The 26,337-nt window shown below is 64.7% G+C and carries 24 protein-coding genes, 1 tRNA gene and 1 pseudogene; 16 read left to right on the forward strand and 10 right to left on the reverse strand.

Going from position 1 to position 26,337, the window contains the following annotated elements:
* Window positions 1-191: 191 nt before the first annotated feature.
* From NO362_RS06160 to NO362_RS06190, 7 genes and pseudogenes are all read left to right on the forward strand, one after another.
* Window positions 192-613: pseudogene (locus tag NO362_RS06160) on the forward strand (type IV pilin domain-containing protein).
* A 116-nt stretch (window positions 614-729) separates the two neighbouring features.
* Window positions 730-1,296: a hypoxanthine/guanine phosphoribosyltransferase gene (gene hpt, locus NO362_RS06165; protein ID WP_121567922.1), complete on the forward strand. Its 567-nt coding sequence runs from the start codon at window positions 730-732 to the stop codon at window positions 1,294-1,296.
* A 117-nt stretch (window positions 1,297-1,413) separates the two neighbouring features.
* Window positions 1,414-3,252: an ABC transporter substrate-binding protein gene (locus NO362_RS06170; RefSeq protein WP_256546511.1), complete on the forward strand. Its 1,839-nt coding sequence runs from the start codon at window positions 1,414-1,416 to the stop codon at window positions 3,250-3,252.
* 130 nt (window positions 3,253-3,382) lie between these two features.
* Complete coding sequence (locus NO362_RS06175) at window positions 3,383-4,366, forward strand: ABC transporter permease (RefSeq protein ID WP_256546512.1); 984 nt, start codon at window positions 3,383-3,385, stop codon at window positions 4,364-4,366.
* Window positions 4,366-5,601 (forward strand): ABC transporter permease, encoded by a 1,236-nt coding sequence (locus tag NO362_RS06180; RefSeq protein ID WP_256546513.1) that lies wholly within the window; start codon window positions 4,366-4,368, stop codon window positions 5,599-5,601. The genes NO362_RS06175 and NO362_RS06180 overlap by 1 nt, the downstream gene beginning before the upstream one ends.
* Window positions 5,598-6,764 carry an ABC transporter ATP-binding protein gene (locus NO362_RS06185; protein ID WP_256546514.1) on the forward strand — a complete coding sequence of 389 codons (1,167 nt, stop codon included), beginning with the start codon at window positions 5,598-5,600 and terminating at the stop codon, window positions 6,762-6,764. The genes NO362_RS06180 and NO362_RS06185 overlap by 4 nt, the downstream gene beginning before the upstream one ends.
* Window positions 6,761-8,095 carry an ABC transporter ATP-binding protein gene (locus NO362_RS06190; RefSeq protein ID WP_256546515.1) on the forward strand — a complete coding sequence of 445 codons (1,335 nt, stop codon included), beginning with the start codon at window positions 6,761-6,763 and terminating at the stop codon, window positions 8,093-8,095. The genes NO362_RS06185 and NO362_RS06190 overlap by 4 nt, the downstream gene beginning before the upstream one ends.
* Window positions 8,096-8,144: 49 nt before the next feature.
* Here the strand turns inward: NO362_RS06190 and NO362_RS06195 are convergent, their stop codons facing one another.
* Window positions 8,145-8,447, reverse strand: a complete 303-nt coding sequence (locus tag NO362_RS06195; RefSeq protein ID WP_256546516.1) for a transcriptional regulator — start codon at window positions 8,445-8,447, stop codon at window positions 8,145-8,147.
* Between the two features lie 175 nt (window positions 8,448-8,622).
* Between NO362_RS06195 and NO362_RS06200 the strand changes: the two genes are divergently transcribed.
* Window positions 8,623-9,582 carry a nucleotidyltransferase family protein gene (locus NO362_RS06200; protein ID WP_256546517.1) on the forward strand — a complete coding sequence of 320 codons (960 nt, stop codon included), beginning with the start codon at window positions 8,623-8,625 and terminating at the stop codon, window positions 9,580-9,582.
* 18 nt (window positions 9,583-9,600) lie between these two features.
* Here NO362_RS06200 and NO362_RS06205 read toward each other — a convergent pair whose 3' ends face one another.
* The 5 genes from NO362_RS06205 to NO362_RS06225 form a co-directional block, all read right to left on the reverse strand.
* Window positions 9,601-10,335: a diphthine--ammonia ligase gene (locus tag NO362_RS06205; protein ID WP_256546518.1), complete on the reverse strand. Its 735-nt coding sequence runs from the start codon at window positions 10,333-10,335 to the stop codon at window positions 9,601-9,603.
* Between the two features lie 60 nt (window positions 10,336-10,395).
* Entirely contained in the window at window positions 10,396-10,692 is a 297-nt protein-coding gene (locus NO362_RS06210; protein WP_256546519.1) for a DUF8066 domain-containing protein, read from the reverse strand.
* A 154-nt stretch (window positions 10,693-10,846) separates the two neighbouring features.
* Window positions 10,847-11,536, reverse strand: coding sequence for an HD domain-containing protein (locus NO362_RS06215; RefSeq protein WP_256546520.1), 690 nt, complete (start codon window positions 11,534-11,536; stop codon window positions 10,847-10,849).
* Window positions 11,537-11,709: 173 nt separating this feature from the next.
* Window positions 11,710-14,091: a BGTF surface domain-containing protein gene (locus NO362_RS06220; protein WP_256546521.1), complete on the reverse strand. Its 2,382-nt coding sequence runs from the start codon at window positions 14,089-14,091 to the stop codon at window positions 11,710-11,712.
* Between the two features lie 1,139 nt (window positions 14,092-15,230).
* Window positions 15,231-17,591 (reverse strand): amino acid permease, encoded by a 2,361-nt coding sequence (locus NO362_RS06225; RefSeq protein ID WP_256546522.1) that lies wholly within the window; start codon window positions 17,589-17,591, stop codon window positions 15,231-15,233.
* 773 nt (window positions 17,592-18,364) lie between these two features.
* Here NO362_RS06225 and NO362_RS06230 point away from each other — a divergent pair.
* The 5 genes from NO362_RS06230 to NO362_RS06250 all read left to right on the forward strand — a co-directional run bounded on the left by NO362_RS06230 (window position 18,365) and on the right by NO362_RS06250 (window position 21,604).
* Window positions 18,365-19,219, forward strand: coding sequence for a hypothetical protein (locus NO362_RS06230; RefSeq protein WP_256546523.1), 855 nt, complete (start codon window positions 18,365-18,367; stop codon window positions 19,217-19,219).
* A gap of 75 nt (window positions 19,220-19,294) precedes the next feature.
* On the forward strand, window positions 19,295-20,104 hold the full coding sequence (locus tag NO362_RS06235) for a hypothetical protein (RefSeq protein WP_256546524.1): 810 nt from the start codon (window positions 19,295-19,297) through the stop codon (window positions 20,102-20,104).
* 81 nt (window positions 20,105-20,185) lie between these two features.
* Window positions 20,186-20,623 (forward strand): type IV pilin domain-containing protein, encoded by a 438-nt coding sequence (locus NO362_RS06240; protein ID WP_256546525.1) that lies wholly within the window; start codon window positions 20,186-20,188, stop codon window positions 20,621-20,623.
* 482 nt (window positions 20,624-21,105) lie between these two features.
* The gene (locus NO362_RS06245; RefSeq protein WP_256546526.1) at window positions 21,106-21,333 is read left to right on the forward strand and encodes a hypothetical protein; all 228 of its coding nucleotides are present in this window, start codon (window positions 21,106-21,108) and stop codon (window positions 21,331-21,333) included.
* Window positions 21,334-21,436: 103 nt separating this feature from the next.
* Entirely contained in the window at window positions 21,437-21,604 is a 168-nt protein-coding gene (locus NO362_RS06250) for a hypothetical protein (RefSeq protein ID WP_256546527.1), read from the forward strand.
* Window positions 21,605-21,927: 323 nt separating this feature from the next.
* On the opposite strand, the gene NO362_RS06255 is transcribed toward NO362_RS06250, so the two are convergent.
* From NO362_RS06255 to NO362_RS06270, 4 genes are all read right to left on the reverse strand, one after another.
* Window positions 21,928-22,000 (reverse strand) — tRNA-Gln (locus NO362_RS06255).
* Between the two features lie 89 nt (window positions 22,001-22,089).
* Window positions 22,090-22,317 (reverse strand): hypothetical protein, encoded by a 228-nt coding sequence (locus NO362_RS06260; RefSeq protein ID WP_256546528.1) that lies wholly within the window; start codon window positions 22,315-22,317, stop codon window positions 22,090-22,092.
* A gap of 74 nt (window positions 22,318-22,391) precedes the next feature.
* Window positions 22,392-22,847, reverse strand: a complete 456-nt coding sequence (locus tag NO362_RS06265; RefSeq protein ID WP_121567970.1) for a metal-dependent transcriptional regulator — start codon at window positions 22,845-22,847, stop codon at window positions 22,392-22,394.
* 31 nt (window positions 22,848-22,878) lie between these two features.
* Window positions 22,879-23,373 carry a ferritin-like domain-containing protein gene (locus NO362_RS06270; protein ID WP_121567972.1) on the reverse strand — a complete coding sequence of 165 codons (495 nt, stop codon included), beginning with the start codon at window positions 23,371-23,373 and terminating at the stop codon, window positions 22,879-22,881.
* Window positions 23,374-23,535: 162 nt separating this feature from the next.
* On the opposite strand from NO362_RS06270, the gene NO362_RS06275 reads away from it, so the two are divergent.
* The 3 genes from NO362_RS06275 (at window position 23,536) to NO362_RS06285 (ending at window position 26,231) form a co-directional block, all read left to right on the forward strand.
* Entirely contained in the window at window positions 23,536-23,967 is a 432-nt protein-coding gene (locus NO362_RS06275; RefSeq protein WP_256546529.1) for a DUF5791 family protein, read from the forward strand.
* Entirely contained in the window at window positions 23,967-24,878 is a 912-nt protein-coding gene (locus tag NO362_RS06280) for an NAD-dependent epimerase/dehydratase family protein (protein WP_256546530.1), read from the forward strand. The genes NO362_RS06275 and NO362_RS06280 overlap by 1 nt, the downstream gene beginning before the upstream one ends.
* A 159-nt stretch (window positions 24,879-25,037) precedes the next feature.
* On the forward strand, window positions 25,038-26,231 hold the full coding sequence (locus tag NO362_RS06285) for a DHH family phosphoesterase (RefSeq protein ID WP_256546531.1): 1,194 nt from the start codon (window positions 25,038-25,040) through the stop codon (window positions 26,229-26,231).
* Window positions 26,232-26,337 lie beyond the last annotated feature (106 nt).

Genomic DNA, 26,337 nt, shown 5'->3' on the forward strand with positions numbered 1-26,337 from the left:
TACCGTTTACTAAGGGGGTCAAATACGTCTTCCGCTCTGGCACGACTCCGTTCTCGATCCGACAATTGGTACTTAAAATAGATTGCCTAACCGTCCAGAGAGACCTGCGTGCTCGACCGCACCACGCGACTGGCAACCGTGTTACTACCAGCCAAATTATTGTTGAATACTTGGAAACACTATCCTATACTATGAACCTACGTACACTATTCGCGGACGACGTGGCTGTCTCTCCAGTTATCGGCGTCACCCTGATGGTCGCGATCACGGTGATCCTCGCAGCCGTCATCGGCTCGTTCGTGTTGAACCTCGGTCAGGGCATCCAACAGACGGCCCCGCAGGCCAGTTTCGGGTTCGACTACACGAACGACTCCGTGAAGTCACCCACGAGAGCGGTGACACGGTCGTCGCCGCCCAGTTGAACGTGACGTCCGCAGCAGCGATCGACTACAGTGGATCGACATTCTTTGCGGGCACGGTCAGCGCGGGTGATACGGCCACGTACAACCTCTCCGGCACCGAGTGGAACGGCGAAACCGTCCGCGTCGTCTGGGAGTCCGAAGACGGATCGACGTCCGCGACGTTGAGTCAATCCACCGCTCCGGCGATCTGACGGGGCGAACGTCTGTTCTCAGCTCGGAGTGGTGCTCGCTGACGCACCCCGTGTGTCGCTCTGCGCTAGAGCGACCGAACCGCCAGTTTTTATTTTCGACCCGGAGTACCCACGACATGGACCAACTGCGGCAGTCGCTCCTCGAAGCGCCGATTATCGAGAAAGGCGAGTACGAGTACTTCGTCCATCCCATCAGCGACGGCGTTCCGATGCTCCGTCCGGAACTGCTCCGCGAGATCGTCATCAAGATCATCCGGAAGGCCGAGATCGACGACGTCGACAAGATCGTCACGCCGGCCGCGATGGGGATTCACATCTCCACTGCGGTGTCGCTGATGACGGACATCCCGCTCGTCGTCATCCGCAAGCGGCAGTACGGCCTCGACGGCGAGGAACCGCTGAGCCAGCAGACCGGCTACTCGGAGAACGAGATGTACATCAACGACGTCGATCCGGGCGACCGCGTCCTGGTCCTCGACGACGTGCTCTCGACCGGCGGGACGATGCGCGCGGTGCTCGACGCGCTCGAACACATCGGTGCGGACGTCGTCGACACCGTCGCCGTGATCAAGAAGGCCGGCCCGAACGAACTCGACGACAGCGGTCACCACGTCAAGACGCTGATCAACGTGCGCGTCGAGGACGGCGAGGTCGTCATCGTCGACGAGCACGGCGACGACTGACCTCCCCGTCGAACCGGGACGACCCCGATCGCACAAACGGGTAATACGAGCGACAGAACGAACGTTTTCGCCCGATCTATCGATGGGTATTTGACCGGATGGGCGCACGTAGCTTCTATGCCATCCGGTAGCGGTTCAGACGGCCGCGGACCGAATCCGATCGCCGGTCGGTCTCGCCGTTCCTTTCTCCAACTTCTCGGTCTCGGTGGGGCGACGGCGGTTGCAGGCTGTAGTGCGCCGGATCGAAACGGGGCGCCGACGGAGGACGCAGAGGCTGTCGAGTACGTCGAGGGAACGCCTACGGGGACGCAGACGCTGAACTTCCTGAGCGTCGACGATATGCCGTCCGCGAACCGGATCCAACTGGCGCTCGACGGCGCGTACGCCATCACGCCCGAACAAGAGACCTTCCCGCTCTGGGCGGACATCACCTCCGACGAGGGACGGGTCTACACGGTCGAACTTCGCGACAATCTCCGGTGGGGGGCCGGCTATGGCCAGATGACGGCCGAAGACTGGGTGTATATGATCACGGAGGTCTACCAGGCCGACTCGAACTGGGCCGGGTACCCGAACCCCAGCGACTGGCGACAACAGGGCGAGCCGATCCCCGTCGAGAAGACCGGTCCCCGCTCCTTCGAGATCAGGCTTCAGTCCGTCGACCCCGCGTTCCCGCTCCGGCCGATTATGTGGGGCGCATTCTGTATGCCGAAAGAGATCATCGCCCGGTACCGTCCCGACGAGGACCAGGACGGGCTCGCACAGGACGAGGAGGTACAGACGCTCGCGTACGCCGGAAACCTCGGCCCCTACAGCTTCGAGCGGTGGAACCGCGAATCGGAGTTCGTCGCTACCCGCAACGAGGAGTACTACCTGCGCGAAGTCGACGACGTCCCCGACGAGTGGCAGAACGCGCCGTACTTCGACGCCTACACCTACGAGGTCGTCCCCGAGGAGAGCACGCGCCTCTCCGCGCTTCGATCAGGCGAACTCACCGCCACCGACATCCCCGAGACGCGCGTCGAACAGTTCGAGGGGCGAGACGACGTCGACGTCAAGGTCTTCCCGCAGGCGTATATGACGTCGCTCATCTACAATCAGCGCGCCAACGGGTCGTTCTACGAGGCGCTGCGGAAACCGGGCGTCAGGCGCGCGCTCGCGCACGCCGTCGACAAACGAACGCTCGTCGACGACGTTCTCCGCGGCTACGCGACGGTCGCCCACACGTTCCAACCGACGTTCTCGCGGTGGTACTCCGACGAGCAGGTGACCGAATACGGCGTCGGTGACACATACAGTCACGACCGAGCGCGGGAACTCCTCCGGGAGCACCTCGGATCCACCCCGTACCGCTACGACGGCGACCGCGTCGTCGACGCGGAGGGCGAGCAACTCACGCTCGATCTCGTCTTCGCGCAGGGGTCTCAGACGGTCGAGACGACGGCGCAGTACGTCGCCCAGGAGTACGACGCCATCGGCATCGACGTCGACGTCACCGGCAAGCAGTACGGGACGCTGGTCGAACACCACCTCTACAACAGTTGGCAGGGCGACGGCGACCCGCCGTGGGACGCCGGCCCGTACAACGGCGGTCCGCGTGACCAATCGCTGAGTCAGGAGCCGTGGGACCTCATCCTCGGAATCACGTTCAACACCTATCCGCGGACGCCCTCCTCGATTCAGGGCTTCACGCTCGAACGGGGCGGCATCAACTTCTACGGCTACCACCCCGAGACGGACTTCGCCTCGCTGTTCGAGACCGCGACGAGCACCGTCGACGAGGCAGCGCGGCGTGGCACCCTCGCCGAGATTTTCGGCGCGCTCTCGGCCGAACAACCGTTCAACTTCCTCAATATGGGCGTGGAGGTCGTCGGCTACGACAGCGCCGTGCGCGGTCCCGAGGAGGTATTCGGCTACAGTTGGGACCAGAACACCTGGCGACTCGGCCAGCAGTGAATCGACGCCCGACCGCCGCACCGACCCGTGGGGACACCCCGTTCGGACGACAATATTAACTGCGGTCGACGGAACTGACCGGCAACGGCGGCCGGCGGAATCGGAGTACGGCCTGGAGCGACACACCACGATGGGACTGAAATGGTACACGGCGCGTCGGGTCGCGTGGGCGGGCGTCGTCGCCTTCATCATCCTGACGGTCACGTTCGTCCTGCTCGAGTACGCACCTGACGCACAGTTAGCACGCGTCCAGTTTCAGGCGGCCGCCAGCGGCCGGAGCGCCGAGGCCGCCGCGGAGGCGTACGCCCGACGCCGCGGGCTGCAGGGACCGCTCTGGGAGCGCTATCTCGAATACCTCGGGAACCTCGCCTCGGGCGATTGGGGCTGGTCGGACTCGCGGTCCCAGCCCGTCGTGACGGCGATTCTGACGGCGCTCCCCTACTCGTTGCTGTATACGATCCCCGCCGTGCTCCTCTCGACGGTGCTCGGCATCGGGATCGGGCTCTACTCGGCGTTCAATCAGTACACGAAGACCGACTACGCGGCGACGTTCGTGGCGTTCTTCGGCGTCAGCATCCCCAACTTCTGGTTCGGCATCGTGCTGCTGTTGGTCTTCGCCGTCCACCTCGGCTGGGTCCCGGTCCTCTTCGATTCCGAACTGGCCCGGACGCGACCCCTCTCGCTCGCGAACGCGCGCCAACTCGTCTTGCCGGTGTTCGTGCTCGCGACGAGCGCGATCGCGAGTACGATGCGCTACGCGCGCGCGGAAGCGCTCGAGTACGTCCGTGCGGCGTTCGTGAAAACGGCCCGGGCGAAAGGCGCGTCCGACTGGCGGATCATCACGCGACACGTCCTTCGCCCGACGCTCGTGCCGCTGTCGACGATTCTCGTCGGCGACTTGCTCGGCGTGATCCTGTCGGCCTCCTACCTCGTCGAGGTCGTCTTCGGCATCCCCGGCCTGGGCCGACTCAGCCTCGACGCGATCCGCCGGCAGGACACGGCGCTGGTCTTGGGGACGACGCTCGTCCCCGTGTTCGTCGCTGTCGTCGGGAATCTGCTGCAGGATCTCGCCTACGGCTGGCTGGACCCGCGTATCGACTACGGTGATCGGTGATGCCGGGAGACGAACAGAGTGGACCGGGCGGCGGTGACGCGACGGACCCGACCTCGGATCGCTCTCGCGAGCGCTTCGAGGACGTCGACTGGGAGGCGATCGACGCGGACGGACGCCGCGTCTCGCCGACGCAACTTCTCGCCCTCGTCGCCGGCGGCCTCTACGCGCTCGCGCTGGCGTACGACGTCCTCTTGGCTGCTGGCGACCCGACGGTCGAGGTCGTCGTCGCCGAGTCGACGCTCCTCTGGGACGCGACCGGCGTGGACTGGCTGTTCGTCGCGACGCTTCTCGTTTTGGGCTTCGCTGCCGTGCCGCTCGCACGGAACCGACGTCTGACCGCGTACTACTGGCAGCGCTTCCGACGCCACCGTCTCGCGGTGCTCAGCCTGGTGTACCTCGCCGTGATCTTTCTGCTCGGAACGGTCGGCACGCTGTTCATCGACCCGCCGACGCTGCACGTCGCGGCCGGATACCAGCCGCCGGTCTTCCTGAGCGTCGACGTGTCGATCCCGACCCAGTGTCTCGGCCCCGTCGTCGACGGTCGGTGTCAGGGGACGTGGCGCTATCCGCTGGGGACGACCGGCAGCGGGAAGGGGCTCTTGGCGCTCGCGATATTCGGGATGCGCGTCAGTCTGCAGGTCGGACTGATCGCGACGCTCATCTCGGTCACCGTCGCGACCGCCGTCGGGGCGACGGCCGCCTACGCTGGTGGCTGGGTCGACGAATTGCTGATGCGCTACGTCGACGTCCAGCAGACGTTTCCGACGTTCTTCCTCTTTCTGTTCTTGGCGTACCTCTACGGCGGCAGCCTGTTCGTCCTGATCGTCATCTTCGGGCTGACCGGCTGGGGCGGCATCGCCCGCATCGTCCGCAGCGAGGCGCTCCAGCGCCGCGAGGAGACGTACGTCCAGGCGGCCCAAAGCGCCGGCGCGTCCGGCGCGTCCGTCGTCTGGCGGCACATCGTCCCGAACGTCTCGAACTCGATCGTCACCGCCGCGACGCTGAACGTTCCGGTGCTCATCCTTTCTGAGGCGGCGCTCTCGTTCATCGGTCTCGGCGACGTGATGCTGCCCTCGTGGGGGCAGACGATCGCGGCGGGCCGCGGTGATCTCGCGACCGCGTGGTGGATCTCGACGATCCCCGGACTGTTCCTCTTCGCGACGATCCTCGCGTTCAACTTCCTCGGCGACGCGCTCAGAGACGCGCTCGATCCGCGGCAGGAGGTCGGCCGATGAGCGACGAGTCTCTCCTCCGCGTCGACGACCTGACGGTCGAGTTCCGCACCGACCAGGGTGTCGTCCGGGCGGTCGACGGCGTCTCCTTCGACGTCGAGCGCGGCGAGACCGTCTGTCTCGTCGGCGAGTCCGGCAGCGGCAAAACCGTCGTGGGCGAGTCGATCACGCGGGTGCTCCGTGAACCGCCGGGCGAGATCCGCGGGGGAACCGTGCACTTCGACGGACAGGACCTCCTCTCGGCGGAGGCACAACTCGGCGCGGTCCGCGGCGACCGGATCGCGCACGTGTTCCAAAATCCACAGGACTCGCTCAACCCCGTCTACACGGTCGGCTGGCAGCTGATCGAGGCCGTGCAGTTGCACGCGGACGTCTCGAAGCGTGAGGCCCGAGCACGTGCGATCGACCTGCTCGACCGCGTCGGGATCTCAGATCCCGCGAGTCGCGTCGACGACTATCCCCACGAACTGTCGGGCGGGATGAAACAGCGGGTCGCGATCGCGATGGCGCTCGCGGGCGACCCGGATCTGTTGATCGCCGACGAGCCGACGACAGCGCTCGACGTCACGATCCAATCGCGGGTCCTCGGACTCCTCGAGGAGATTCAATCGGAGTTCGGGATGGGCATCCTACTCGTGACTCACGACCTCGGCGTCGTCGCCGACGTCGCAGACCGGGTCGTGGTGCTGTATCAGGGTCGTGTGGTGGAACGCGGCGACGTCTACGCGATCTTCGATCGCCCCGCCCATCCGTACACGCGCTCGCTGTTGGATTCGATCCCTGGACGCGGCGCCCCCCGAGCATCCGCCGCGGCGGCGACCGATTCGGCTCCGGGGCCGGCCGACTCTGGCGCAAACGGCTCGACCCTGACCGACTCGAACTCGGCCGAACAATCCGCTGGCTGCTGTTTCCGCGACCGCTGCCCCTACGCCGTGGAGGCCTGCCGGCGAGGGGACCAGCCACCGCTGTACGACGTCTCTGGAATCGAGGGCGCCGCCACACCGGCGGGTGCGGCAACGGCGGACGACGATGCCGATCGCGAACACGCCGTCTCGTGCGTCCACTTCGCACCGGAGGGCGATCCGACGGTCGTCTACGGAACCGCCGTCGACGCCGACACGAGGGCGGATGGATCCTATTCTCGCGACGGTGGTGAACCACAGTGACCGCAGACCCGCCGCTGCTGGACGTTTCCGGGCTGGAGAAACACTACCCGATCACCGACGGGATCTGGAACCGTGAGGTCGGGCGCGTGCGGGCGGTCGACGGGATCGGTCTCACCGTCGAGCGCGGCGAGACGCTCGGCCTCGTCGGCGAGTCCGGGTGCGGCAAGTCGACGGCGGCGCGCGCACTGCTTCGGATCGAGGACCCGACCGGCGGGACGGTGCGCTTCGACGGCGACGACGTCACGGCGTACGACCGCGAGCGGCTCCGGCGGTTCCGTCGCCGAGCGCAACTGATCTTCCAGGATCCGACGTCGAGCTTCGACCCGCGGCTGTCGATCGGCCAGTCGGTCGGCGAACCACTCGCCGTGCACGGGATGGCCGACCGCGAGCGCCGGCGGCGACTGGTCGAAGACACGCTGGAACGCGTCGGCCTCGACGCGGGCGACGCCGACCGCTACCCGCACGAACTGTCGGGTGGTGAAAAACAGCGGGCCGCACTGGCGCGCGCGCTGATCGTCGATCCGGACCTCCTCGTCGCCGACGAACCCGTTTCGGCGCTCGATATGCCCGTCCAGGCGGCCGTCCTCTCGCTTCTGGCGTCGCTCCAATCGGAGCTGGACCTCGGCGTCTTGCTCATCAGTCACGACCTCGCCGTCGTGCGCGAGTTCTGCGACCGCGTCGCGGTGATGTATCTGGGCGAAATCGTCGAATCCGGCCCCGTCGACGTCGTGTTCGGCGACCCACAGCACCCCTACACGCGGGCGCTTCTCGCGTCGGTTCCCGTGCCCGATCCGACCGTCGAGCGTCCCGACGTCGAACTGACCGGCACGGTCCCGAGCGCGGCGGACCCGCCAGCGGGCTGTCGGTTCCACACGCGCTGTCCGGCGGTCATTCAACCGGACGGGTACGACCTCGACCAGGACGCGTGGCGGGGCATCCTCCAGCTCCGGACGCGACTGGGCGAGGGGGGATCTGGTGTGGACGTCCGGGCGATCCGCGAGCGGGTGGCGGCCGAACGCGGCGGCTCCCTCGCTCCCAGCGATATCGGCGACGAGAACGTCTGTACGGCACTGCGACGCGAATTCGAGATTCCAGAGCGGCTGTCAGATCCGGACGCCGAGGCGGTCCTCGACCGTGCGCTCTCCCGAGTCGTCGCCGGCGAGCACGCAGCGGCGGCGACGCTGCTGGCCGACGCCTTCGAGACGCCCTGTGAGGCCGACCCGCCGTCGTTGCGGCCGGTCTCCGCCGAGCACACGGCGGCCTGTCACCTTCTCGATCGCGACGACGCGGCGGCTGACGTTGTCAGGACTGACGACCGGGCCGACCGCTGAGACGGGTTCGTGTTTCGCCGTGCTCGACGACTGCGCCCGACGACCGCGCCTAGTCGATCACGAACTGCGGTTCGGCGATGCGCTCGGAGCGGCACTCCGGGCACCGCGAGGGATCGTTCAGCGGGTCGTCGAAGCTGTCGAAGCCACACGCACGGCACTCGGGCGGCGCGACGAGGAACTGCTCGTCGGCGTCGGATCCCTCGATCGAGCGCGCGACGTGATCGAGATGGTGATACACCGTCGAGCGAGGGACGCCGACCGCCGTCGAGAGATCTGCCGCGCCGTGGGGTTCCGCTCGCAGCGCGTCTGCGATCCGCTGTCGGGTCGTGGCCTCGTCGTCCGACTCGGACATACCCCCTCTAGGTTCTCGCTCCCGTATATACTGTCGCCTGCTCTGTGCGATCCCGTGATATCGGACGCTGCACTGGGCGTATGTGTACATTTATCAGGTAAAATTCGGGGACAAGACGGGGCTCGACAGGATACCCGGGGAAACAAACTTGAGACTCCGGGCGGAGAGTCAATATATGAAAGCAGTCGTCCTCGCTGGCGGGTACGCGACGCGTATGTGGCCGATCACCAAAGACCGCCCCAAGATGTTCCTCCCGGTCGGTGACGGGACCGTCATCGACGTCATCTTCGAGGACCTCGAAGCCGACGAGCGGATCGACGAGGTGTTCGTGAGCACCAACGAGCGATTCGCCGACTCCTTCGAGTCCTTCCTCGCAGACGCGCCCTACGAGAAACCCACCCTCTCGATCGAAGAGACGGTCGAGGAAGACGAGAAGTTCGGCGTCGTCGGCGCGCTCGCGCAACTCATCGACCGCGAGGGCGTCGACGACGACCTCGTGGTCATCGCCGGCGACAATCTGCTCTCGTTCGACGTGGGCGAGTTCGTCGACTTCTTCGAGTCGAAGGCGACTCCGTGTCTCGCCGCCTACGACGTCGGCTCGAAAGAGCGCGCGCGGTCCTACGGACTCGTCCAGTTGGACGGCGACCGCGTCGTCGACTTCCAGGAGAAACCAGACGACCCCCAGAGCACGCTCGTCTCGATCGCCTGCTATGCGTTCCCCGCGGACACGCTCCCCGACTTCGACACGTACCTCTCGAACGGCAACAACCCCGACGAGCCCGGCTGGTTCATCGAGTGGCTCCAGCGGCGCGGGACCGTCCACGCGTTCACGTTCGACGGCGCGTGGTTCGACATCGGCACGCCCGAGAGCTACCTCGACGCCGTCTCGTGGTACCTCGGCGGCGACACGTTCGTCCACGAGTCGGCGACGGTCGAAAACTCCGTGCTCGACGAGGACGTGCACGTGATGGCCGATGCGTCGGTGTCGGACTCACATCTGGAACGAACTGTCGTCTTCAGTGACGCGACGATTCACAACGCGGACATCCGCGACACTATCGTCGACGAGCACACCTACATCGAGAATCTCGATCTCTCGAACGCCCTGATCGGGGCGCACTCGCACCTCGAATAGCGCGCCGCGATTCTCCCGCTACTCCGTCGCTTCGCCGAGCCGCGCGTCCGTCACGCGAATGTGTCCGCGAGTCCCCTCCCAGACGGTCTCGTACTCCAGTTCGATCGGGCGGTCCATATGCGGCCCGTCGGTCACGAACGTCTCGAACTCCCCGCCTTCGCCGAGGACGTGGACGCCGTACTCGTCGTTGAGTTCGACTAGTTCTGTGAGCGCGTCGGCGTCGAGCGTCCGCCCCAGCCACGACTCGTCGAGGCCGTGGGCGGCGACCTGAATGATCCGGATCTCGAACCCGGCGTCGAGCATTTCTCTCCCGAGTTCCAGCGGATCACGCTGCCAGAGGGGCGCGAAGAGATCGATCTCCAGGCGGTCGCACATCTCTTGGATGCGGGAGGTCTGGAACTCGCTCTCGACGGCGCCGGCGATGACACCGGACAGGCCGCCGTCGAGGTCCGACTGCAACTCGACGAGCGCGGCTTCGAGTGGCTCGATCTCGCGGTCGCCTTGAGCACCCACGTCGTCGACGTCGCCGGCGTCGAGGTCGTCCGGTTCGACGTCGACCAGCGGGATGCCGATGCTCTCGGCGGCGAGCCCGGCCAGCCGCGTCTCGGGGACGTGATACATATACGAGTCCTCGCCGGGGTGGACCGTCAGGAGATGTGAGACGTTCAGTCCTTCCTCCAGTGCGCGGTAGAGCGCCCAGGAGGAGTCTTTGCCGCCGGAGAAGAGGCTGACCCAACTGCCTGAGTCCGTCATCGACGGCTGTAGGCGAGCGGCGTACAAACGACCACCGGTTCGGTCGTCTCCAAGCGTCTCTCAGCGCTCGTCGACTTCTACGCCGCGGATTTGGTGGTCGTCGTCGTTGCTGCCGTCGTTGCTGCCGTCGTTGTTGTCGCCGCTGTTGTCGCCAGTGCTGTCGCCGTGTTCGGCTTCCAGCGCACTCGCGATTCGCTCGGTCGCGTCGACCAGCCGAAGGACGGCGACGACGAGGAGCCAGGCGACGTAGATTCCGGCGGCGATCCCCGCGAGGACGAACCACAGAAGGATCTGTCCGGCGACGACGATACTGTACGCAAACGTCACGACAGCGACGACCGCGAGCGCGATATTCACCCGTCTCGACGGTCGTGGAGGGTATTCGGAGGGCACGCTTTCGACGTGAGGGCCGTGACTACTAAGCGTACTGCTCTCGGGGTCGCAGTCCGCCGATAGCTACACCGCTCGTTCCATCCGCACTGGACGGAGGGCTACTCCGACCGCCAACCGCTCAGCGCTTCTCGAGGCTGTGGTCCATCTCCGGGACCTCGGATTCGAGCCACTCGCGGAACCACTTGACGCGCTTGAGCCGCTTGTGCGCGATGCTCTCGGCGGCGTCGGAGTTGACCCGGTCCGTCGCGTCGCGGCCGCGTTCGAGGACTCGCTCGACCATCTCGGCGGCGTCCATGTGCGTCCGCGCCTCGTACCCCATCCGGAGCAGCATCAGCGCCGTGCCGTTCGCGCCGACTTTGTCGAGGATGTCGGCCTCGATGAGGCTCTGCGTTTCGAGTGAGACGTCTGCGAGCGGTCCCTGATAGGAGTGGTCGGCGACGACCTGACACACCTGCTCGACGAACGACTGCGGGAAGTCGCCGTGGGTGTTCAGGTACTCGCGAGCGACGCGTGCCCCCTCCTCGGCGTGGACTTCCTGGTCGGCTTCGAGCTTCGAGATGTCGTGAAAGAGCGCGGCGACTCGGACGACGTCCGTGTCTGCGCCCTCGCGCTCGGCGATCTGGGTCGCCAGATCGACGACGTTCAGAATGTGGTTGAAGCGATACTCGGCGCTGTGCCAGGGGTACCACCGCATTCGGCCGCCGTCATCTTCGCCTTCGACGCTCGCAGCGAGATAGTCGCGGACGAACCGCTCCATCTCCTCGAACTCCTCGTCTGCGACCGTCGACTCCTTGATTTCAACGCCCACGGAACCACCTCTCCTTCGAATCAGTGGGCGGTCCCACAGTGTCTGTATTCGCGTTCGGGTTCATTACCCGATAAAATGGTTCTTCGGTTCTTAGGCGTTACGACGGCTTGACCCCGTCCCGCTGCCGATATGCCCGCCGACCGTCTGCGACGGCGGCGATACGGACCGTTCGGTCATTCGAGCCGCGTCACGAACACCAGGACGGTCGTCAGGGCAGCCAGCGCGACCAGCACGTCGAAATCCAGCAACCGTTCCCGGAGTGGTCTCTCGCCCGAGCCGTCGACGAGGGTGTCGATCACGGTCCCGAAGAACTCTCCCGTCGAATCGGTGATCGAGCGCCCGTCCCCGTCGGACTGCTGTTCGGGAGTCGCTGTCGACTCGGTGGTTGGTGCTGCCGCATTGCTCCGGGACGACCCCCCGGATCCGTCGCTTCCGACGCCACCGCTTCCGCCTGCGCCGCCCGCCTGACCGACGGTCGTCGCGGCTGTGGTCGCCACCGCCGTCGTCGGTACGAACGCGCGAACCTCGCCGCTGACGCCGAGTTCGTTCGAATCGCTGATGACGCCGGCCGCGGAGGTCGCCTCGAAGGTATCGCCGACGCCCTGTGCGTCGAAGTCGAACGCAGCGGACCACGCGCCGCTCGGTCCGACGACCGCCTGGGTCGTCTTGTGGAACGACGGCTGCGTCCCGTTCGTCGACCGGAGTCGGAGTTCGATCTCGGTTCCCGGCGCGACGGTCGTGGTCCCGCTGATCGATTGGTTCGCCGCGGCTGCGACGACGAGGGGATCGTCGTCCGTCGCGATGGTCGCCTCGACGAACGAGTAGTTGCTAGCGACTGTCCGACTGTCGTCGTCGACTTCTGTGAACGTTCCGTTCTCGTGAACCGCGAACGACGCCGTGAGTGCGTCCCCTGCTGCGGGTACACTGGTGTCTGCTCCGTCCGAGACAGTGCCTACAGCCTCACTGTCGCTCGCTGTCGCCGCCGGTGCATCGATTTCGTACAGCATTGTGTAGGTATCGTTGCTCGGGTCGGCGACGACGCGTGCGTTGCTCGCGTTCAGTTCGAGTTGGTAGGCCTCGCGATTTGGCGGTGGGTTCTGTTGTGTGACGTTCAGCGCGTACAGCGCCGCCTCGTCCGTGCCATCGAGCGCGAAGAACGTCTCGGTCGCCGTTCCGTCGTGTTGTGCAAACTGGCCGGCGAGCCCCGGTGCCTCGATTCGGTGCACGACGAGGTCGCCCACGGCGACGTCCGCTCGCTGCGTGAGCCGCCCTGTCTCGACGGCCGTCGAGAGGTCTTCGTGCGCCGAAAGCGCTGCATCCGCGGGCGCGACCCAGGTGGTGAGTCGCTCTGGAGCGGGGGCGTCGAGTACGAGCGTCGCGGCGTGTTCCGCGGGAGCGCCTGCGTCTGCGCCAGTCCGAACAGTGACCTCGTACTCTCCGGGGGCTAGCGGCTCGCTCAGGGGGGTCCCCTCGTCGATATCGGCCGCGATCACCTCGTCTGCCGTCCCGCTGGTGTTTCCACTGGACGCGCCGACGCCGAACACGTCGCCGCCGTCGTCCGGCAGACTCGTCGCACCGGCGACCGCGGCTGTATTGAACCGCAGCCGGACGGTGCCGTCGTCGTCGCCATCGGATACGGTCACGTTCGCCCGAAAGCCCGAGTCGACGCTTCCGAGCGTCACCGTCGCGGTCTCGGCGTAGGTCAGATTCACGCCCACTTCGGCGACGTCGCCGGCGTGCTCGCCGACGACGGCCGACCGGAACCTCGCGGTGCTCAGGCTGTCGTCGACGACAGCTATGCGGTCGGAGCGGACTGTCGCGTCGGTACCGACGTCGGTCACGTTGACGGTGTAATTACCCGGTCCAGTCGTATCGAACACCGACGCCGGGAAGTCGAACGCCGTCTCGCCGTTCCCACCGAGGGTGATGTTCGTACGTTCGACGACCGCACCGTCCGTCTCGCGGAGGTCGACCCGAACGGTGCGCCCGCCCGCGCTCGCGAAGATGGTCCCTTCGACTGCCGCGGCGGTCGTGAGGTTCCGATCGTCGATCGCGACTCCGAGCCCCAGATCCCGGATCGTGACTCCCGTCGTTCGATCGGTGCTGCCGTCGTCGAGCGTCGTTTCGACGGTGTACGCCTCGGTCCAGTTCCGCGCGTCGGTGTCGATCACGAACACCTGGCTTCCCGGCCCGGTGCGACCCGCGAAGACGAACGCCCCGTCGTCGTCGACGACCTCGAACGCCTGATCGAGGTCGGCCGAGCCATCGGTCGCGACGAACGCCATCGCCGATCCGGCGTAGACGTTTGCCTCGCCGCTGCCCTCTGGAACGGTCGCGGACGCCACCGTCACGTCGAGCGTCCCGGGTGTGATGGTCTCGCTGTCAATCGAGTCGTTCACCGCGTCGATTCTGACGCCCACTTCCGAGCGCGGATCGAGCGCCGTCGCGGAACTGAGGAGCAGTTGTCCGTCCGTAGATCCGTCGGCGTCGAGGGCGTAGCGATCGGTTACGTCCGCTCCGTCGACGAGGACGGTGACGTTGTCCGCGAGCGTCAACGCCCCCGCTTCACCGCCCGCCTTCGAGACGTCTTCGCTGAACGGGACTTCGATGACGCTCTCTGTGTGCGTTAGCGACGCTCCCGAGAGGCTGTCGATGGAGAATTCGGTGACCGATCCGAGAGTGAGGGGCTCTGGATCGTTGTCGACAGTTTCTGCGTCAATTGTTGCATTTGCTGTTCGCTCTGTATTTGCACTTTCGTCAAAATATGTAGATGTGATCTCGTCGCCTTCTGTTACGTGTAATTCCCCAATTTTATCTGAAGATCCTATACCAATTGTACCTGTGAATTGGTCTCCTACCTCCGATGTCAGAAGAACCGTTTCGCCGCGAGTGTAGGTGATTCTGTCATTCTTATCTGACGGAGAAAGTAATTCTAGATCTACAGTACCGTTACGATTCCGTGAGACTGTTGCAATTCCACCGGATCCATCCCCCTGATTGCTGTACACAAAATCGGTCTTCGTAATCTTGTTATCGGTATAATAATCGGCTACCGGGAATTCCGTGGTAATCGAATCTGTTCCATCAACAATGTCTCGATCCATTAGGTTCTGTTGCGACTCAGTATCCGACTCGATATTGACGACGTAGTCCGTGGTCGTCGACAAATCGCTATCTTCGACGGTGACGGTGACGACGTCGCCGTCGGTGTACGTGGACGAATCAAACGAGATGTTCCCTTGATCCGCGGCAACGACGCCGGAGAACGCCCCCATCCCGCTGAGAAGACTGAGTACAAGAATCGTTACGAGAGAAACGGCTCGAAAGCGGCTCGTGTAGCCTGTCATACGTGAAGTAGTGGGTCGTCGACGACGCGCGAGCGACTGACGCAGACGCTGACGCAAATGCAGATAAAACGACGCACAAACTGAACCACCAGAAACGGAAGTCGGTGTCCGCCTCGTTCTGCCGGATGCCTCGAACTCCGTCGTCAGTCACGACTCGGAACCGAGTCGGGCGACGACGCGAGAGTCCGTGACCGTGCATCCGTCTGTCGATTAGACGCCCGAGTAGGACGACTAGCATATATTATAAGTAACCTTCCTTTCTCGGACGATTTCCGTTAATTCAACACCGCGAAAATGTTCGATCAGCGACAGCGTCCCAGACAAGCAAGCCAAGAATCCGCGTGATACTACCGGAACAGCTTCTGCAGGTAGCGATAGACGGGGAAGACGTATTCGGAGAGGCGGCCGACGACGCCGGTCGAACTGGCGTAGACGACTACTGGGAGGTCGGCTTCGGGGGCGCGCTCGATGACGCGGTCCGGGGTGCTCCCGAAGACCCACCGACGGAGCTCGCGCGTGCGAGTCGCGCCGATGAACAGGACGCCGCCGCTCGCCGCCGCCGAATCGACGAGGCCGTCGGCGATGAGATCCGCTTCGATCTCGTGAACCTCGACGTCGATCCCCTCCGAGAGGTGATCGAGTGTGTCCTCGATCGCTTCGTGTGTCCCGTGTTCGCCCGTCGGTGCGACGCGAATGACGTGGACCGCCGCGCCCTGCGTTCCGAGGTCGTCGATCAGGGGGAGGAGGGCGTGGTGGTGCGGTCCGCCGCCGGCACCGACGTTGACCACGTCCAGGCTCGGGTGCTCGGGGAGTTTGTGGACGTAGAGAATGTCACACGGCGATTTGAACTGCACCGACGACGCGATGTCCGGGTGGTCCTCGGGGTACCCCATCAGGATCAGGTCCGCGCCGTCGTCCCGAGCAGTCTGGAGGATGTCGAAGGCGACCTCCCGGCAGATGTGTCCCTCGACGGTGTAGTCGACCCCGGTCTCGACGCCTTCGAGCTGGGCTTCGAGCGCGTCGGCGCGGTCGCCGGCGGTGTCTTCGAGCGCCTCGAAGGGGGTCTGTTCGGGGAGCTGAGTGATCGTCACGACCTGGACGAGCGGATCGCCGTTGCCCGTCCGCGCTTCGGCTATTTGGCTCGCAAAGCGCACGTAGGCGGGTGCGCGACTCGGCCGAGCGACCGGGACTAGGATACGGAACCGTTCTTCGGTCTCCGCTTCGGCCTCATCTCCGCCGGCCGCTGCGGCCGACTCACCCGCTACGGTCGGCGGGCGTTCGCCCGCGCGGGCGGCGTGTCCGCCCGGTTCGACGGATGCAGCGTGCGGGCGGGCTTCAGTCACGCGCGCGAAGAGTTCCTCGCGTTCGGGCGCGCCGCCCCAGAAGTAGTACGACGCTACGAGCGCGATCACGATGACGATGCCGCTGAGGATCCCCGAGAAGGGCAGATTTCCGATGAGTGCGACGTTGGCCAGGACGCCGAGGACGGGAACGAACGGCACGAGCGGGACGCTGAAGGGACGGTCGAGGTCCGGATAGCGGCGCCGCGAGTAGACGAGCGCGACGTTCACGACCGAGAGTGGAACGAGCAGATTGAACGTCGCAAAGCCGGTGAGCGCCGAGAGATGGAAGTGGAGTTCGCGGCCGACGACCTCGACCGACGGCAGGATGCCGCTGAAGGCCAGAATCAACGCGACGATCGTTCCCGTCGCCGTCGCGACGCTCCAGAACGGCGTCCCGTACTCGGGATGGATGCGCTGGAACGGCCGCGGGGCCTGTCCACGCTCGCCCATCAGCGACCCGATCCCCGAGGCGGCCAGTATCGAGGCGTTCGACGCCGACACCATCGAGAAGATCGCGCCCGCGACGATGAGTACCCGACCGATCGGACCGAGGAACGCGGCTGCGACCCGGCCCATCGCGGTCTCGCCGAGTTCGGCGACCACTTCTGCGGGGATCGGCGAGTTCACCATCGCGACGATGACGAAGGTGTAGAGCACGACGACGGTCAGGATCGACGTCGCGATGGCCTTGGGGACCGTCTTCCGTGGCTCGATTATCTCGCCCGCACTCGCAGCGATGGCTGAGAATCCGAAGAACGTAATGAACGCCAGGGCCGCCACGGAGACGATACCGACGGGTTCGGCCTGGAAGTTCCCGGCGAACCGCCCGGTAGCTTCGACCGGCCCGGCGAAAGCGAACGCGCCGCCGATGAACGCGAAGAGCACGGCGACTTTCGCGGAGGTGACGATGACCTGGAACGTCCCGCTCTCCTCAGTCCCGCGGGCGTTGAGGGCGCCGAGGAGAATCGTCGTGACGAGCGGCATCGTCCCGTGCGGAATCGGCCAGGCTTCGGGGAAGACGAACCGCTGCCACCACTCGCCCATCGTCGCGAGGTAGAACGCGGTCGTCCCCGTGTAGCCGAGAAACAGCGAGACGCCGACGAAGTACGTGAGGAAGTCGCTGTCGAACGTCTGTGAACTGAACAGGTAGCCGCCGCCGTTCTCGGAGTAGATTGAGGCGAACTCGGAGTACGAGGCCGCGGTGATCCCGGCGACGACTGCGGCGATAATGAACGCGATGACCGCGCTACTGCCGATTCGGGCGACGGCGACGCCGGACAGCGAGAAGATCCCCGCCGCGATCATCGTCCCGAGGCCCATCGCGTACGCGACGGTGAAGCCGAGTGACCGGGTGTGCTCTACCATCCTCTGCTCCCGGAGTGCTCGCCGTTTACCGACTCCTGCGTGTGCAAATTTGCCATCCCCTCTGTCTCTCCGTTTTGTCCAAGTGAGTCGCAATCGACGGTTGTGCGCTCCGTCGAGAGCGCTGCGTGCGTCACGGCTGCAGTACGGCGGAGTTCGGACGGTGCAACTCCCGGAATCTGCGCCCGCTCACACAGCCGTAACCGCTCGTGGGACCCGTCGTTCCGACCGTTGTGAGCGGACGGCGGGCACGTTCTATCGGGGTTCCCGTAACCGTTGATAGACTCTCGCCGGAGGACACGCCGAGAGATCTGCGAGGACTTACGAGAACTCCGACAACGTCCGCCGCGCTACTCGTCTCGTACGGATCCATACCGAACGATTGCGGCCGCATCACGTATTAAAGTCACCGAAAATCACCGTTTTCGTAAAATATCGGCCCCAGACCAAGACATTTTGTCACTTTCCGAGGCGAACCCGGAGTCCGTTATCGAGCCGACAGACGAGTATAAACACAGTCTACGAAACCGACGAAGTCGACGCGGCGACGACCTGCCGACACTACAGGACTGGGCGCCGAGGGGAGCAGCCGCGCCTTTGGTCACCCCAACACCCGTTTGAGCTAAACCGAGTTTTATCTGCGATTGCCGTCGATACAGACGTATCAGAGATGGTCCCCACACCCGACGTACACCCGATCAGAAGGCGTCCCTCCACTCTCGTTCGCTGGCAGGAGAGACACTTACGAATCCGTCGCAGTGACAGGGGTGTCACCGATGCCTAGTTTCACGACTCGACTCTCCGCAGGGATGGAACGGGCCCGGGAGTATCCGCTGCTGGCGCTCGTCCCGGTACTGCTCGCCCTTCTGGATACGGACAAGATCGTCGCTATCGCCACGTTCGACGGCGGACACATCGGATTCAAATTCGGGCTCCCGCTGTCGGTCGTCACCATCTGGCAGTTCGTGAGCGTCCCGAACTCGAGCGTCACCGCGAACACCGGGCTTCCGATCGAGATGCTCCCGCTGGCGGTCGTGACGGTCCCGGTATTGCTCGTCGTGCAGGCCGCAGCGACGGCGGGGTACTTTGGGAGCATCCGAAACGCACTCGATCGCGACGCCTACGACTTCAGCCGAAACGTCCGTGCGTACTTTGTCCCCTTTCTCGTGCTGACTGCCGTGCCGTTCCTCGCGGTGCTCCCGCTCGCAGTCGGCGTCTTCGGCGTCGGCGCGTTGGCTGGGAACCTCAGTGGTGCGGTGCTGCTGATCGTCATCCCGGTGCTGCTCGTCTTTCTGGTCGCTGCCTACCTCTTTTATGCGACGCCGTACCTTCTCGTTCTACGCGACGTCGGCGTCGTCGATGCCGCCCGAGCGTCGTACGCGCTCGCCGTCGACGGCGGCCCGTACGTTTCCTATGCGGTCGGCTTCTCGCTCTTCGTCCTCGTGGTCTCACCCTTTGCGACCGCGTTCGTGGTGAACGTGCCGCTGCTCGGGATCCCGGTCGGCATCCTCGGCGGCAGCATCCTCGGTCTCGGCGCGAACTTCGCAACGATGCGTTTCGTCGCGGACCTCGATCCGGAGTCGGCGGTCGATCGGTCGTGGGATCCGGACTCGTCCGAGTCGCCCGAGTGACGTTGTCAAACCACGCCCATCGATCATTACGGATAGACAGACAGTAATAGGAGCATCTCGCTACCACGGAATACGATGGACGAGTGGCGAGGGCGAGAAGAACGCGCGACGAACGTTCTGTACCAGCAGGCGGTTCGAGTCCCACTGCCGGACCTCGACGCCGAACGCGTCCTCCATAAGAATATGACGCGCATCGCCGATGCGGGCATCCACAAGAGCGACCTGCTCGCGGACCCGGACGTCCCGCTCACCGAAGCCTACGAGTACGAACTCGACGAGATGCGACAGAGCTTCCAGCACCGCCTACAGCAGGTCGCCGGCGCGGACTATCACGACGTCGCGGACGCGTACATCCGCGGCGAGCGCGACGACTGGATCGGAGCGCTCGCGACCTACTACCGGGAGTGCTACTACCGACTGCAGGAGCGCTACACCCACGACGACCAGTTCTTCTTTCTCCTCGTGCTCCGCTATCCCGACTGCTTCACGGTCAATCTCGGCTTCGCCGACGGCGACGTTTCCGACGACGCCGTCCGTTACGAATCAGTTACACACACGGATATCGACGAGGAGTATCGCGAACGATACTACGCGGAGTGCCAGTACGCACAGCGTGAAGCCGCAGAATACATCCGCGAGCGCGTCCCCTGCATTCGGGAGTCGTTCCCGGACCCGGACACCACGCCGTTCGAGGAGCGCAACTACGGCGGCTTCGTGCACATTACGGGACGGAGCAGTGCCATGTTCTCGGAATTACTCGACAGTGTTCGTCCAGACCCCGGTCGCTTCGACAGTCCGGTAACCACGCCCGGTCTCGTTCCAGAGGGTCCAGAAGCAAAACGAACCAAACGCAAGTATCTCGCCGACGCTGACTTCGTCGCCTGAGTGATCGTTGGGTCTGCCTGTGTTGACGCCTCAAGAAGGACGGGAATAATATTTTAAGCCGGGCATACGATGCGCGTTAGTATGCAGCTAAAGCAACTCCTCGCAGATGACGACGCAGTGTCCCCCGTTATCGGGGTGATCCTGATGGTCGCGATTACGGTGATCCTCGCGGCCGTCATCGGTTCCTTCGTGCTGAACCTCGGCCAGGGCGTTCAGCAGACAGCCCCGCAGGCCAGTTTCGAGTTCGACTACAATACGACTGCCAGCACCAGTAACGTCACAATTACGCACCAGTCGGGTGACTCGATTACCGCAACGCAACTCGACACGGCGGGAGCAACGTGGCACAACGAATCGTTGGGGTGGAACAGTTCGTACACTTCCGTCAGCGCCGGTGATTCGCTAACCAAAAACGCCTCGCAAGGATTCAGTGGGCAGACGATCCGCGTCGTCTGGTCCTCACAGAACGGCGAGACCTCCGCGACGTTGAGTCAGTCCAAGGCACCTGGGAGCGCATAACGCCACGCTACTCACCGCGGACTGCGTGGACGCGTTCAGTTTCCTGGGAGCATCCGTGCACGCTGTCTGGAAACGAACACGTACCTTCTTTCTGTGTGATGGATGCCGGTACGGTGAGATCGATCGGTGGCCAGAGAGTCCCGTCCACAACCACCGAACACGTCACGCCTACTTATCGCGGATGAGCAACCCGTTGTCTTCTAATACTGTCGGACAGAACTGTGTGAGGAGTATCGACACCCCGTGGGCGCCAACATAGTTCACGAACCTCTGTCCGACAGTATAACTTCCACAGCCGAACCTGCGGCGTCCGACGGACGATCGATGCTGATGCTGTCTCCGCGTGCACCTGTCCGGCAACTGCATCATAGCGCTCCTGGCGTTCGACGCAACCGATCGAACTGGCGACTATGCTGTGCTCAGGCGCGAGCGCGAACGTACCGTGAGAAAGATTTGTCACTCTACGTGAAAAACGGTCGTTGATGGACGGCATCAACACCTACCGGTCCCGTCTTGGGCTTTCGGAGCTGTCGATAGCAGGCTTCGGTCTCACCCTGTCTGGGTTCATCGGCGTTATGGGAATCATCACCGCCGAAGCGCTCTACCCGAACTATTCGACGAGACAGGACATCAGCGACTTGGGCTCGGCCCGCCCGCCCCAATTATCCACGAACCGTCCGCGACGATTTTCAACACGACGAGGCTCGTGACAGGAGTGCTATAGTAGCGTTTGCAACTGATTACACAGCCGATCGCACGACTGCGTGCGATCCGATGAGAAGACTTGCAAACGCTACTATAGCCGTTCTTTCGGTGTATCTCCTCTACCGTGTTCCGGACCGCGGCGGGTTCCCGCTCGCGTTCCTCGGCAGCGGTGGGATCGACCGATGGGTCGTCTACCCGCTCATCATCTGGTTGCCCGCGTTCGGCGGTTACCTGTTGGCAGTTTCCAACGATTCGACGGGTGAGGCAGCTATTTAGCGGGCATCTGGTGACGCCTTGGACGCGGTCGATCTATGGTCGCGTTTGTAACTGATAGGGATTATCGTCACTGTTCTGAGATTCTCGCCGTACCGTCCGGCGAGACATCTATGAGGACTTACGGTAATCCCTATGAGTGATCACACGGACGGCTGCTGTTCCATTCACGAGAGAGGCAGCTGGCGAGATTGGCAAATCGTGATTCCCGACGAGAGAACTCTTTCGGGTGTCCCTACTGGGCCGGCGTCCATTCCGCATAACGTGAACTGCATCGAGTACGCGCGGCTGGAGGTTCGACTCGGGAATTATGTACGAAGTCTGAGTAGTCCCGGGCGGATTCGAACCGCCGTCATGGGCTCCAAAGGCCCATATGATTGGCCACTACACCACGGGACTGCATCTCCTACTCACGTCGCAGTCTTTGAAAAGGCATCGGGTTCCGACGGCGCTCGACGGGCCTCGATCCCGCCCGGTGGTCGGCTGCCTTATCGACGTTCGTGTCTGCTCTCCGGGTTGCTATCCGGATCGAGACCGGTCTGCTGTAGCTCCACGGAGTACCCCCCGCACTCCGGACAGACGTGATACTGTACGTCGTACGTCGCCCCACAGCCCAAACACGCGTACGGTGCTGTTCGGTCGGTTGCCTCCGACGTCTCGCGGGGCCCCAATCCCGCGAGTTTCAGGAGGCGATCGAGCGCCGTTGTCCCATCCATATCCAACGCCTCAGTCGGGAACATCTTGAAGCTACGGGCTTCGTCCTGCTTAATAAGCCGGGAGAAAAACGGCGTCAGTCCGCGCGTTGCTCTTCGGCTTCGACGTTGGCCTCAGAAGCCACTTCGAGGTGACAACAGGCGTCCGTTTCGGGGTCGAAGCAGTCGGGGCACTCGGCGTTTCGATCGATGATCGTGTCGAGGCGCTCGGCGACGAGGTCGTCGATGACCGGTTCGAGTTCGCGTGCCTCGGCGCGGAACTCCTCGACGGAGAGGACGTTCGCGAGGAATCGCTCGATGATGCAGTACGTCTGGAGTGCATCGCGGGCGCGGACGATCCCGTCGTCGGTGAGCGTGACGCCCTTGTACTTCTCGTGTTCGGCGAGCCCTCGCGATTCGAGTTTCCCGATCATCTCGTTCGCGCTGGCGGGGCTGACGTCGAGGCGATCCGCGAGCGCGCCGGTCGACGCCGGGCCGTTCTCCATCTGCTGGAGGAGGTAGATCGCCTTGACGTACTGGTCGGCCGTGTTCATACCGTCCCTCCGTGACGCATCGTATCTCGTCTCATTGCCGTTTGTTCATAATTTTCGTGACTTCTTCGACGCCGTCTGCTTCCTCCTCGCGGATCTCGATGAGCACGTCGATGAGTCGGTCGCGGTCGATCCCGAAGGTCGCCTCCGAGGCCCGGAGCGCGCCGACGAGGTCGTCGTAGAACTTGTACGCCGTCTCCTCGTTGCACAGTTGATCGTAGAGGATGTCGTCGAAGTCCTCGGGCTCTGTCTTGCCGTACTGGGCTTCGACGAGCGCTTCGATCTCGTCGAACGGGATGCTCTCGGCGTCGAGTTCCTCGACGAGCGCTTCCAGTCGCTCGCGATGCTCGGCGGATTCCGCGGCGGCGTGTTCCAAGAGCGATTCGATCTCGGCGTCGAGCTCTGATCCCTCGTCGAGCGACTGATAGTGGTGATACGACCGGGCCTCGACGACCTCTTCGAGGACGATCCCGATCTGGAGCAACCGCGCGAGCTGGTGATCGGAGCTGACGCGATGGCCGACGCTCACGGCTGCACCTCCCGATTTGCGGGCGATACGTGGCTCATACTCGTTGGGTGGGTAGTGACGGACTTAAGCAGTTCCCCTTCGCGGGGTGCGACCCCGACGCCCCCGAGACGCCGCCACGCCCCGTTCGGAAACCGTTTTGCCGCCGCGGTGGCGAGTAGCGGTATGCTCTACGACGCGGCCGAGGAGCCGGCGACGCTGACTCCCGAGGCGTTGCGCGAAGCCTACGAAGCACAGCTCAGAGCCGTCCTGACAGACGTCGGCGTCGAAACCGCAGCCGCCGAATCGGGCGTCGACGTCGACACCGTCGAGGCGCTCGCCGACGGCACCGTGCCCGATCTGAGCGTCGCAGACGCCGCCGCAATCCTCGCACTCGACGAGGCCCGCCCCGACGCCGAGGCGATCGTCCTCGAACTCCGCGATCACCTCCTGATGGCGATGACGACCGGCGTCGTCGACGTCGACACGATCGCCGCAAACGTCGGTCTCGGGCTCTCGGGCCAGGAGGTCCAACAGGCGCTCGAAGGCCGGACGACGATGACGCTCGAACAGCTCGCGGCGATCCAGCAGTTCCTCGCCGAACGGAACGAGCGCTGATGGCCCGAACCGTCATCGTCGGCTGCGGGTACGTCGGCCTCGAACTCGGCCGGCAACTCGACGCGGCCGGCCACGAGGTGACCGGCGTCCGCCGCTCCGACGCCGGACTCGACGCGGTCGCCGAAGCGGGTCTCGACGCCGTCCGCGCCGACGCGACCGACGCCGGCTCGCTCGCTGCCCTCCCCGACGCCGACTGGGTCGTCTTCGCGGCCAGTTCCGGCGGTCGCGGTGCGGATGCCGCCCGCGACGTCTACGTGGAGGGATTACGGAACGTCATCGCGGCGTACGCCGATCGCTCCTCGCCTCCGGATCGGCTCGTCTACACCTCCTCGACGGGCGTCTACGGCGACCACGGCGGCGACTTCGTCGACGAGGAGACGCCGATCGAGCCGACGACCGAGAAGACCCGCGTCCTCGCGGCGGCCGAGCGCGTCGCCCGTGAGGAAACGGCTGCGGCCGGCATCGACGGCACCGTCGCGCGCTTTGCGGGGCTGTACGGTCCCGACCGGTACCGACTCGATCGCTATCTAGAGGGCCCCGTGACGGAGGGATATCTGAATATGGTGCACCGCGACGACGCCGCGGGCGCGGTCGCGTTCCTCCTCGAATCCGACCTGGCACGCGACGACGTCGTCCTCGTCGTGGACGACGAACCGGTCGACAAGTGGGCGTTCGCCGATTGGCTGGCTACCGAGTGCGACGAACCTGCCCCACCGAAGCGGACGATCGAGGAGCGACTGGACGACCCGGACCTCTCGGCGGCCGCGCGCCGGCGGATCCAGACCAGCAAGCGCTGCTCGAACGCGCGCCTGCGCGAACTCGGCTACGACTTCGCGTATCCGACCTATCGGGAGGGTTACAGCGCGGCGATCGAGGCGTATCTGTCCGGAACGGACGCTTCGGAGATCTGAACTGCACGTTCGGCGGCGGTTCCCCCAACCACTCTAGCGCTCGTTTCGGGACGCGCCGTGGAGCTGTTCGATTGTGATTTCCCCCAGATTCCAGTCTGTAAGCGCGTCACCCGGCCGAACGAAGGAATCTTCTTAGGGATGCACTCTGACGCAAAGAGTATGTGGTCCCCGCTTCCGGGCGTCGCCTCGAACGCCGGTTCGGAGTTCGTCGGTCGCGCGAGGGAGCTCTTCGTGGCCTACCCTGCTGTCGTCCTCGCTGTCGTCGTCGGTCTCCTCGCGCTCCTCGTCGGTCTCTACGCGATCAAGCGGTTCGAACGGCCGATGGGGACGCGCTTTCTCGAACAGGTCTCCGGACTCGACGAGGTCGCGGTGCTGTTGCATCCGAATCCCGACCCCGACGCGATGGCGACGGGCATCGGCGTCGCGAGCCTCGCCGAACAGGTCGGCACGGACGCGACGGTCCAGTACGCCGGGCAGGTCCGCCACCAGGAGAACCGCGCCTTCCAGACGGTACTGGAGATCGACATCGACCGGATCACCCACGTCAGCGACGTCGCGGCCGAACACGTGGTCCTCGTCGATCACAACCGCCCGCGAGGCTTCGCTGGGGCCGATAGCGTCCTCCCATTCGCCGTCGTCGATCACCACCCCGGCGAGGGGACCGGCGGCGAGTTCACCGACGTGCGGACGGACTACGGCGCCGCCTCCAGCATCGTCGCCGAGTACTTCGAGGACGTCGGCGCCAAGCCGGTCCCACCGGCCAAACACGCGAGCGAAGTCGACGCGGCCTACACCGTCCCGTCGACGGTCGCGACCGGCCTGCTCTACGGGATTCTGACCGACACCAAGCGGCTGACTGCCGGCTGTTCGGCCGCGGACTTCGCCGCTGCGGGGTTCCTGTACGCTGGGGTCAACGAGGACCAACTCGACCGGATCGCAAACCCCGAAGTCTCGACGGAAGTCCTGGAACTGAAAGCCCGCGCGATCGCCGGCCGCGACGTCCGCGGGCCGTTCGCCATCAGCGACGTCGGTCGCATCTCTAATCCCGACGCCATCCCCCAGGCGGCCGACGAACTGGTCCAACTCGAAGGCGTCACCGCCGTCGTCGTCCTCGGCGAGCGGGACGGGACGATCCACATCTCCGGGCGCTCACGCGACGATCGCGTCCATATGGGTCAGACGCTCGACTCGGCGGTATCGGGTCTAAAGAGCGCCTCGGCGGGCGGGCACGCGCGGATGGGCGGCGGACAACTCGTCTTACACAGCGGCCAGATCCAGACCGAAACCGGCGAGACGATGCCCCGCGACGCGCTCCGCGATCGCCTGTTCGAGTCGATGTCCGGCGACATCTGACGCCGTGGGACGGCTGGCAGTTGGCGGTTGGCAGTTGGCGACTTCCGAGTTCCGAGCTTCGGCTCCCGGCTCCCGACTTCCGACGCCCGTTTACCCGCGCGTCCCT

This window comes from Halobellus inordinatus (genome assembly GCF_024498335.1).
GTDB classification, from domain to species: Archaea; Halobacteriota; Halobacteria; order Halobacteriales; family Haloferacaceae; genus Haloquadratum; species Haloquadratum inordinatus.

Bases quoted from the DNA above. Each gene is read 5' to 3' on its own strand.
- NO362_RS06180 (WP_256546513.1), top strand. From the start codon at position 4,366: ATGCCGGGAGACGAACAGAGTGGACCGGGCGGCGGTGACGCGACGGAC.
- hpt (WP_121567922.1), top strand. From the start codon at position 730: ATGGACCAACTGCGGCAGTCGCTCCTCGAAGCGCCGATTATCGAGAAA.
- NO362_RS06260 (WP_256546528.1), bottom strand. From the start codon at position 22,317: ATGGATGGGACAACGGCGCTCGATCGCCTCCTGAAACTCGCGGGATTG.
- NO362_RS06205 (WP_256546518.1), bottom strand. From the start codon at position 10,335: ATGACGGACTCAGGCAGTTGGGTCAGCCTCTTCTCCGGCGGCAAAGAC.
- NO362_RS06185 (WP_256546514.1), top strand. From the start codon at position 5,598: ATGAGCGACGAGTCTCTCCTCCGCGTCGACGACCTGACGGTCGAGTTC.
- NO362_RS06175 (WP_256546512.1), top strand. From the start codon at position 3,383: ATGGGACTGAAATGGTACACGGCGCGTCGGGTCGCGTGGGCGGGCGTC.
- NO362_RS06225 (WP_256546522.1), bottom strand. From the start codon at position 17,591: ATGGTAGAGCACACCCGGTCACTCGGCTTCACCGTCGCGTACGCGATG.
- NO362_RS06230 (WP_256546523.1), top strand. From the start codon at position 18,365: ATGCCTAGTTTCACGACTCGACTCTCCGCAGGGATGGAACGGGCCCGG.
- NO362_RS06245 (WP_256546526.1), top strand. From the start codon at position 21,106: ATGGACGGCATCAACACCTACCGGTCCCGTCTTGGGCTTTCGGAGCTG.
- NO362_RS06240 (WP_256546525.1), top strand. From the start codon at position 20,186: ATGCAGCTAAAGCAACTCCTCGCAGATGACGACGCAGTGTCCCCCGTT.
- NO362_RS06235 (WP_256546524.1), top strand. From the start codon at position 19,295: ATGGACGAGTGGCGAGGGCGAGAAGAACGCGCGACGAACGTTCTGTAC.
- NO362_RS06200 (WP_256546517.1), top strand. From the start codon at position 8,623: ATGAAAGCAGTCGTCCTCGCTGGCGGGTACGCGACGCGTATGTGGCCG.
- NO362_RS06275 (WP_256546529.1), top strand. From the start codon at position 23,536: ATGCTCTACGACGCGGCCGAGGAGCCGGCGACGCTGACTCCCGAGGCG.
- NO362_RS06170 (WP_256546511.1), top strand. From the start codon at position 1,414: ATGCCATCCGGTAGCGGTTCAGACGGCCGCGGACCGAATCCGATCGCC.
- NO362_RS06285 (WP_256546531.1), top strand. From the start codon at position 25,038: ATGTGGTCCCCGCTTCCGGGCGTCGCCTCGAACGCCGGTTCGGAGTTC.
- NO362_RS06195 (WP_256546516.1), bottom strand. From the start codon at position 8,447: ATGTCCGAGTCGGACGACGAGGCCACGACCCGACAGCGGATCGCAGAC.
- NO362_RS06280 (WP_256546530.1), top strand. From the start codon at position 23,967: ATGGCCCGAACCGTCATCGTCGGCTGCGGGTACGTCGGCCTCGAACTC.
- NO362_RS06265 (WP_121567970.1), bottom strand. From the start codon at position 22,847: ATGAACACGGCCGACCAGTACGTCAAGGCGATCTACCTCCTCCAGCAG.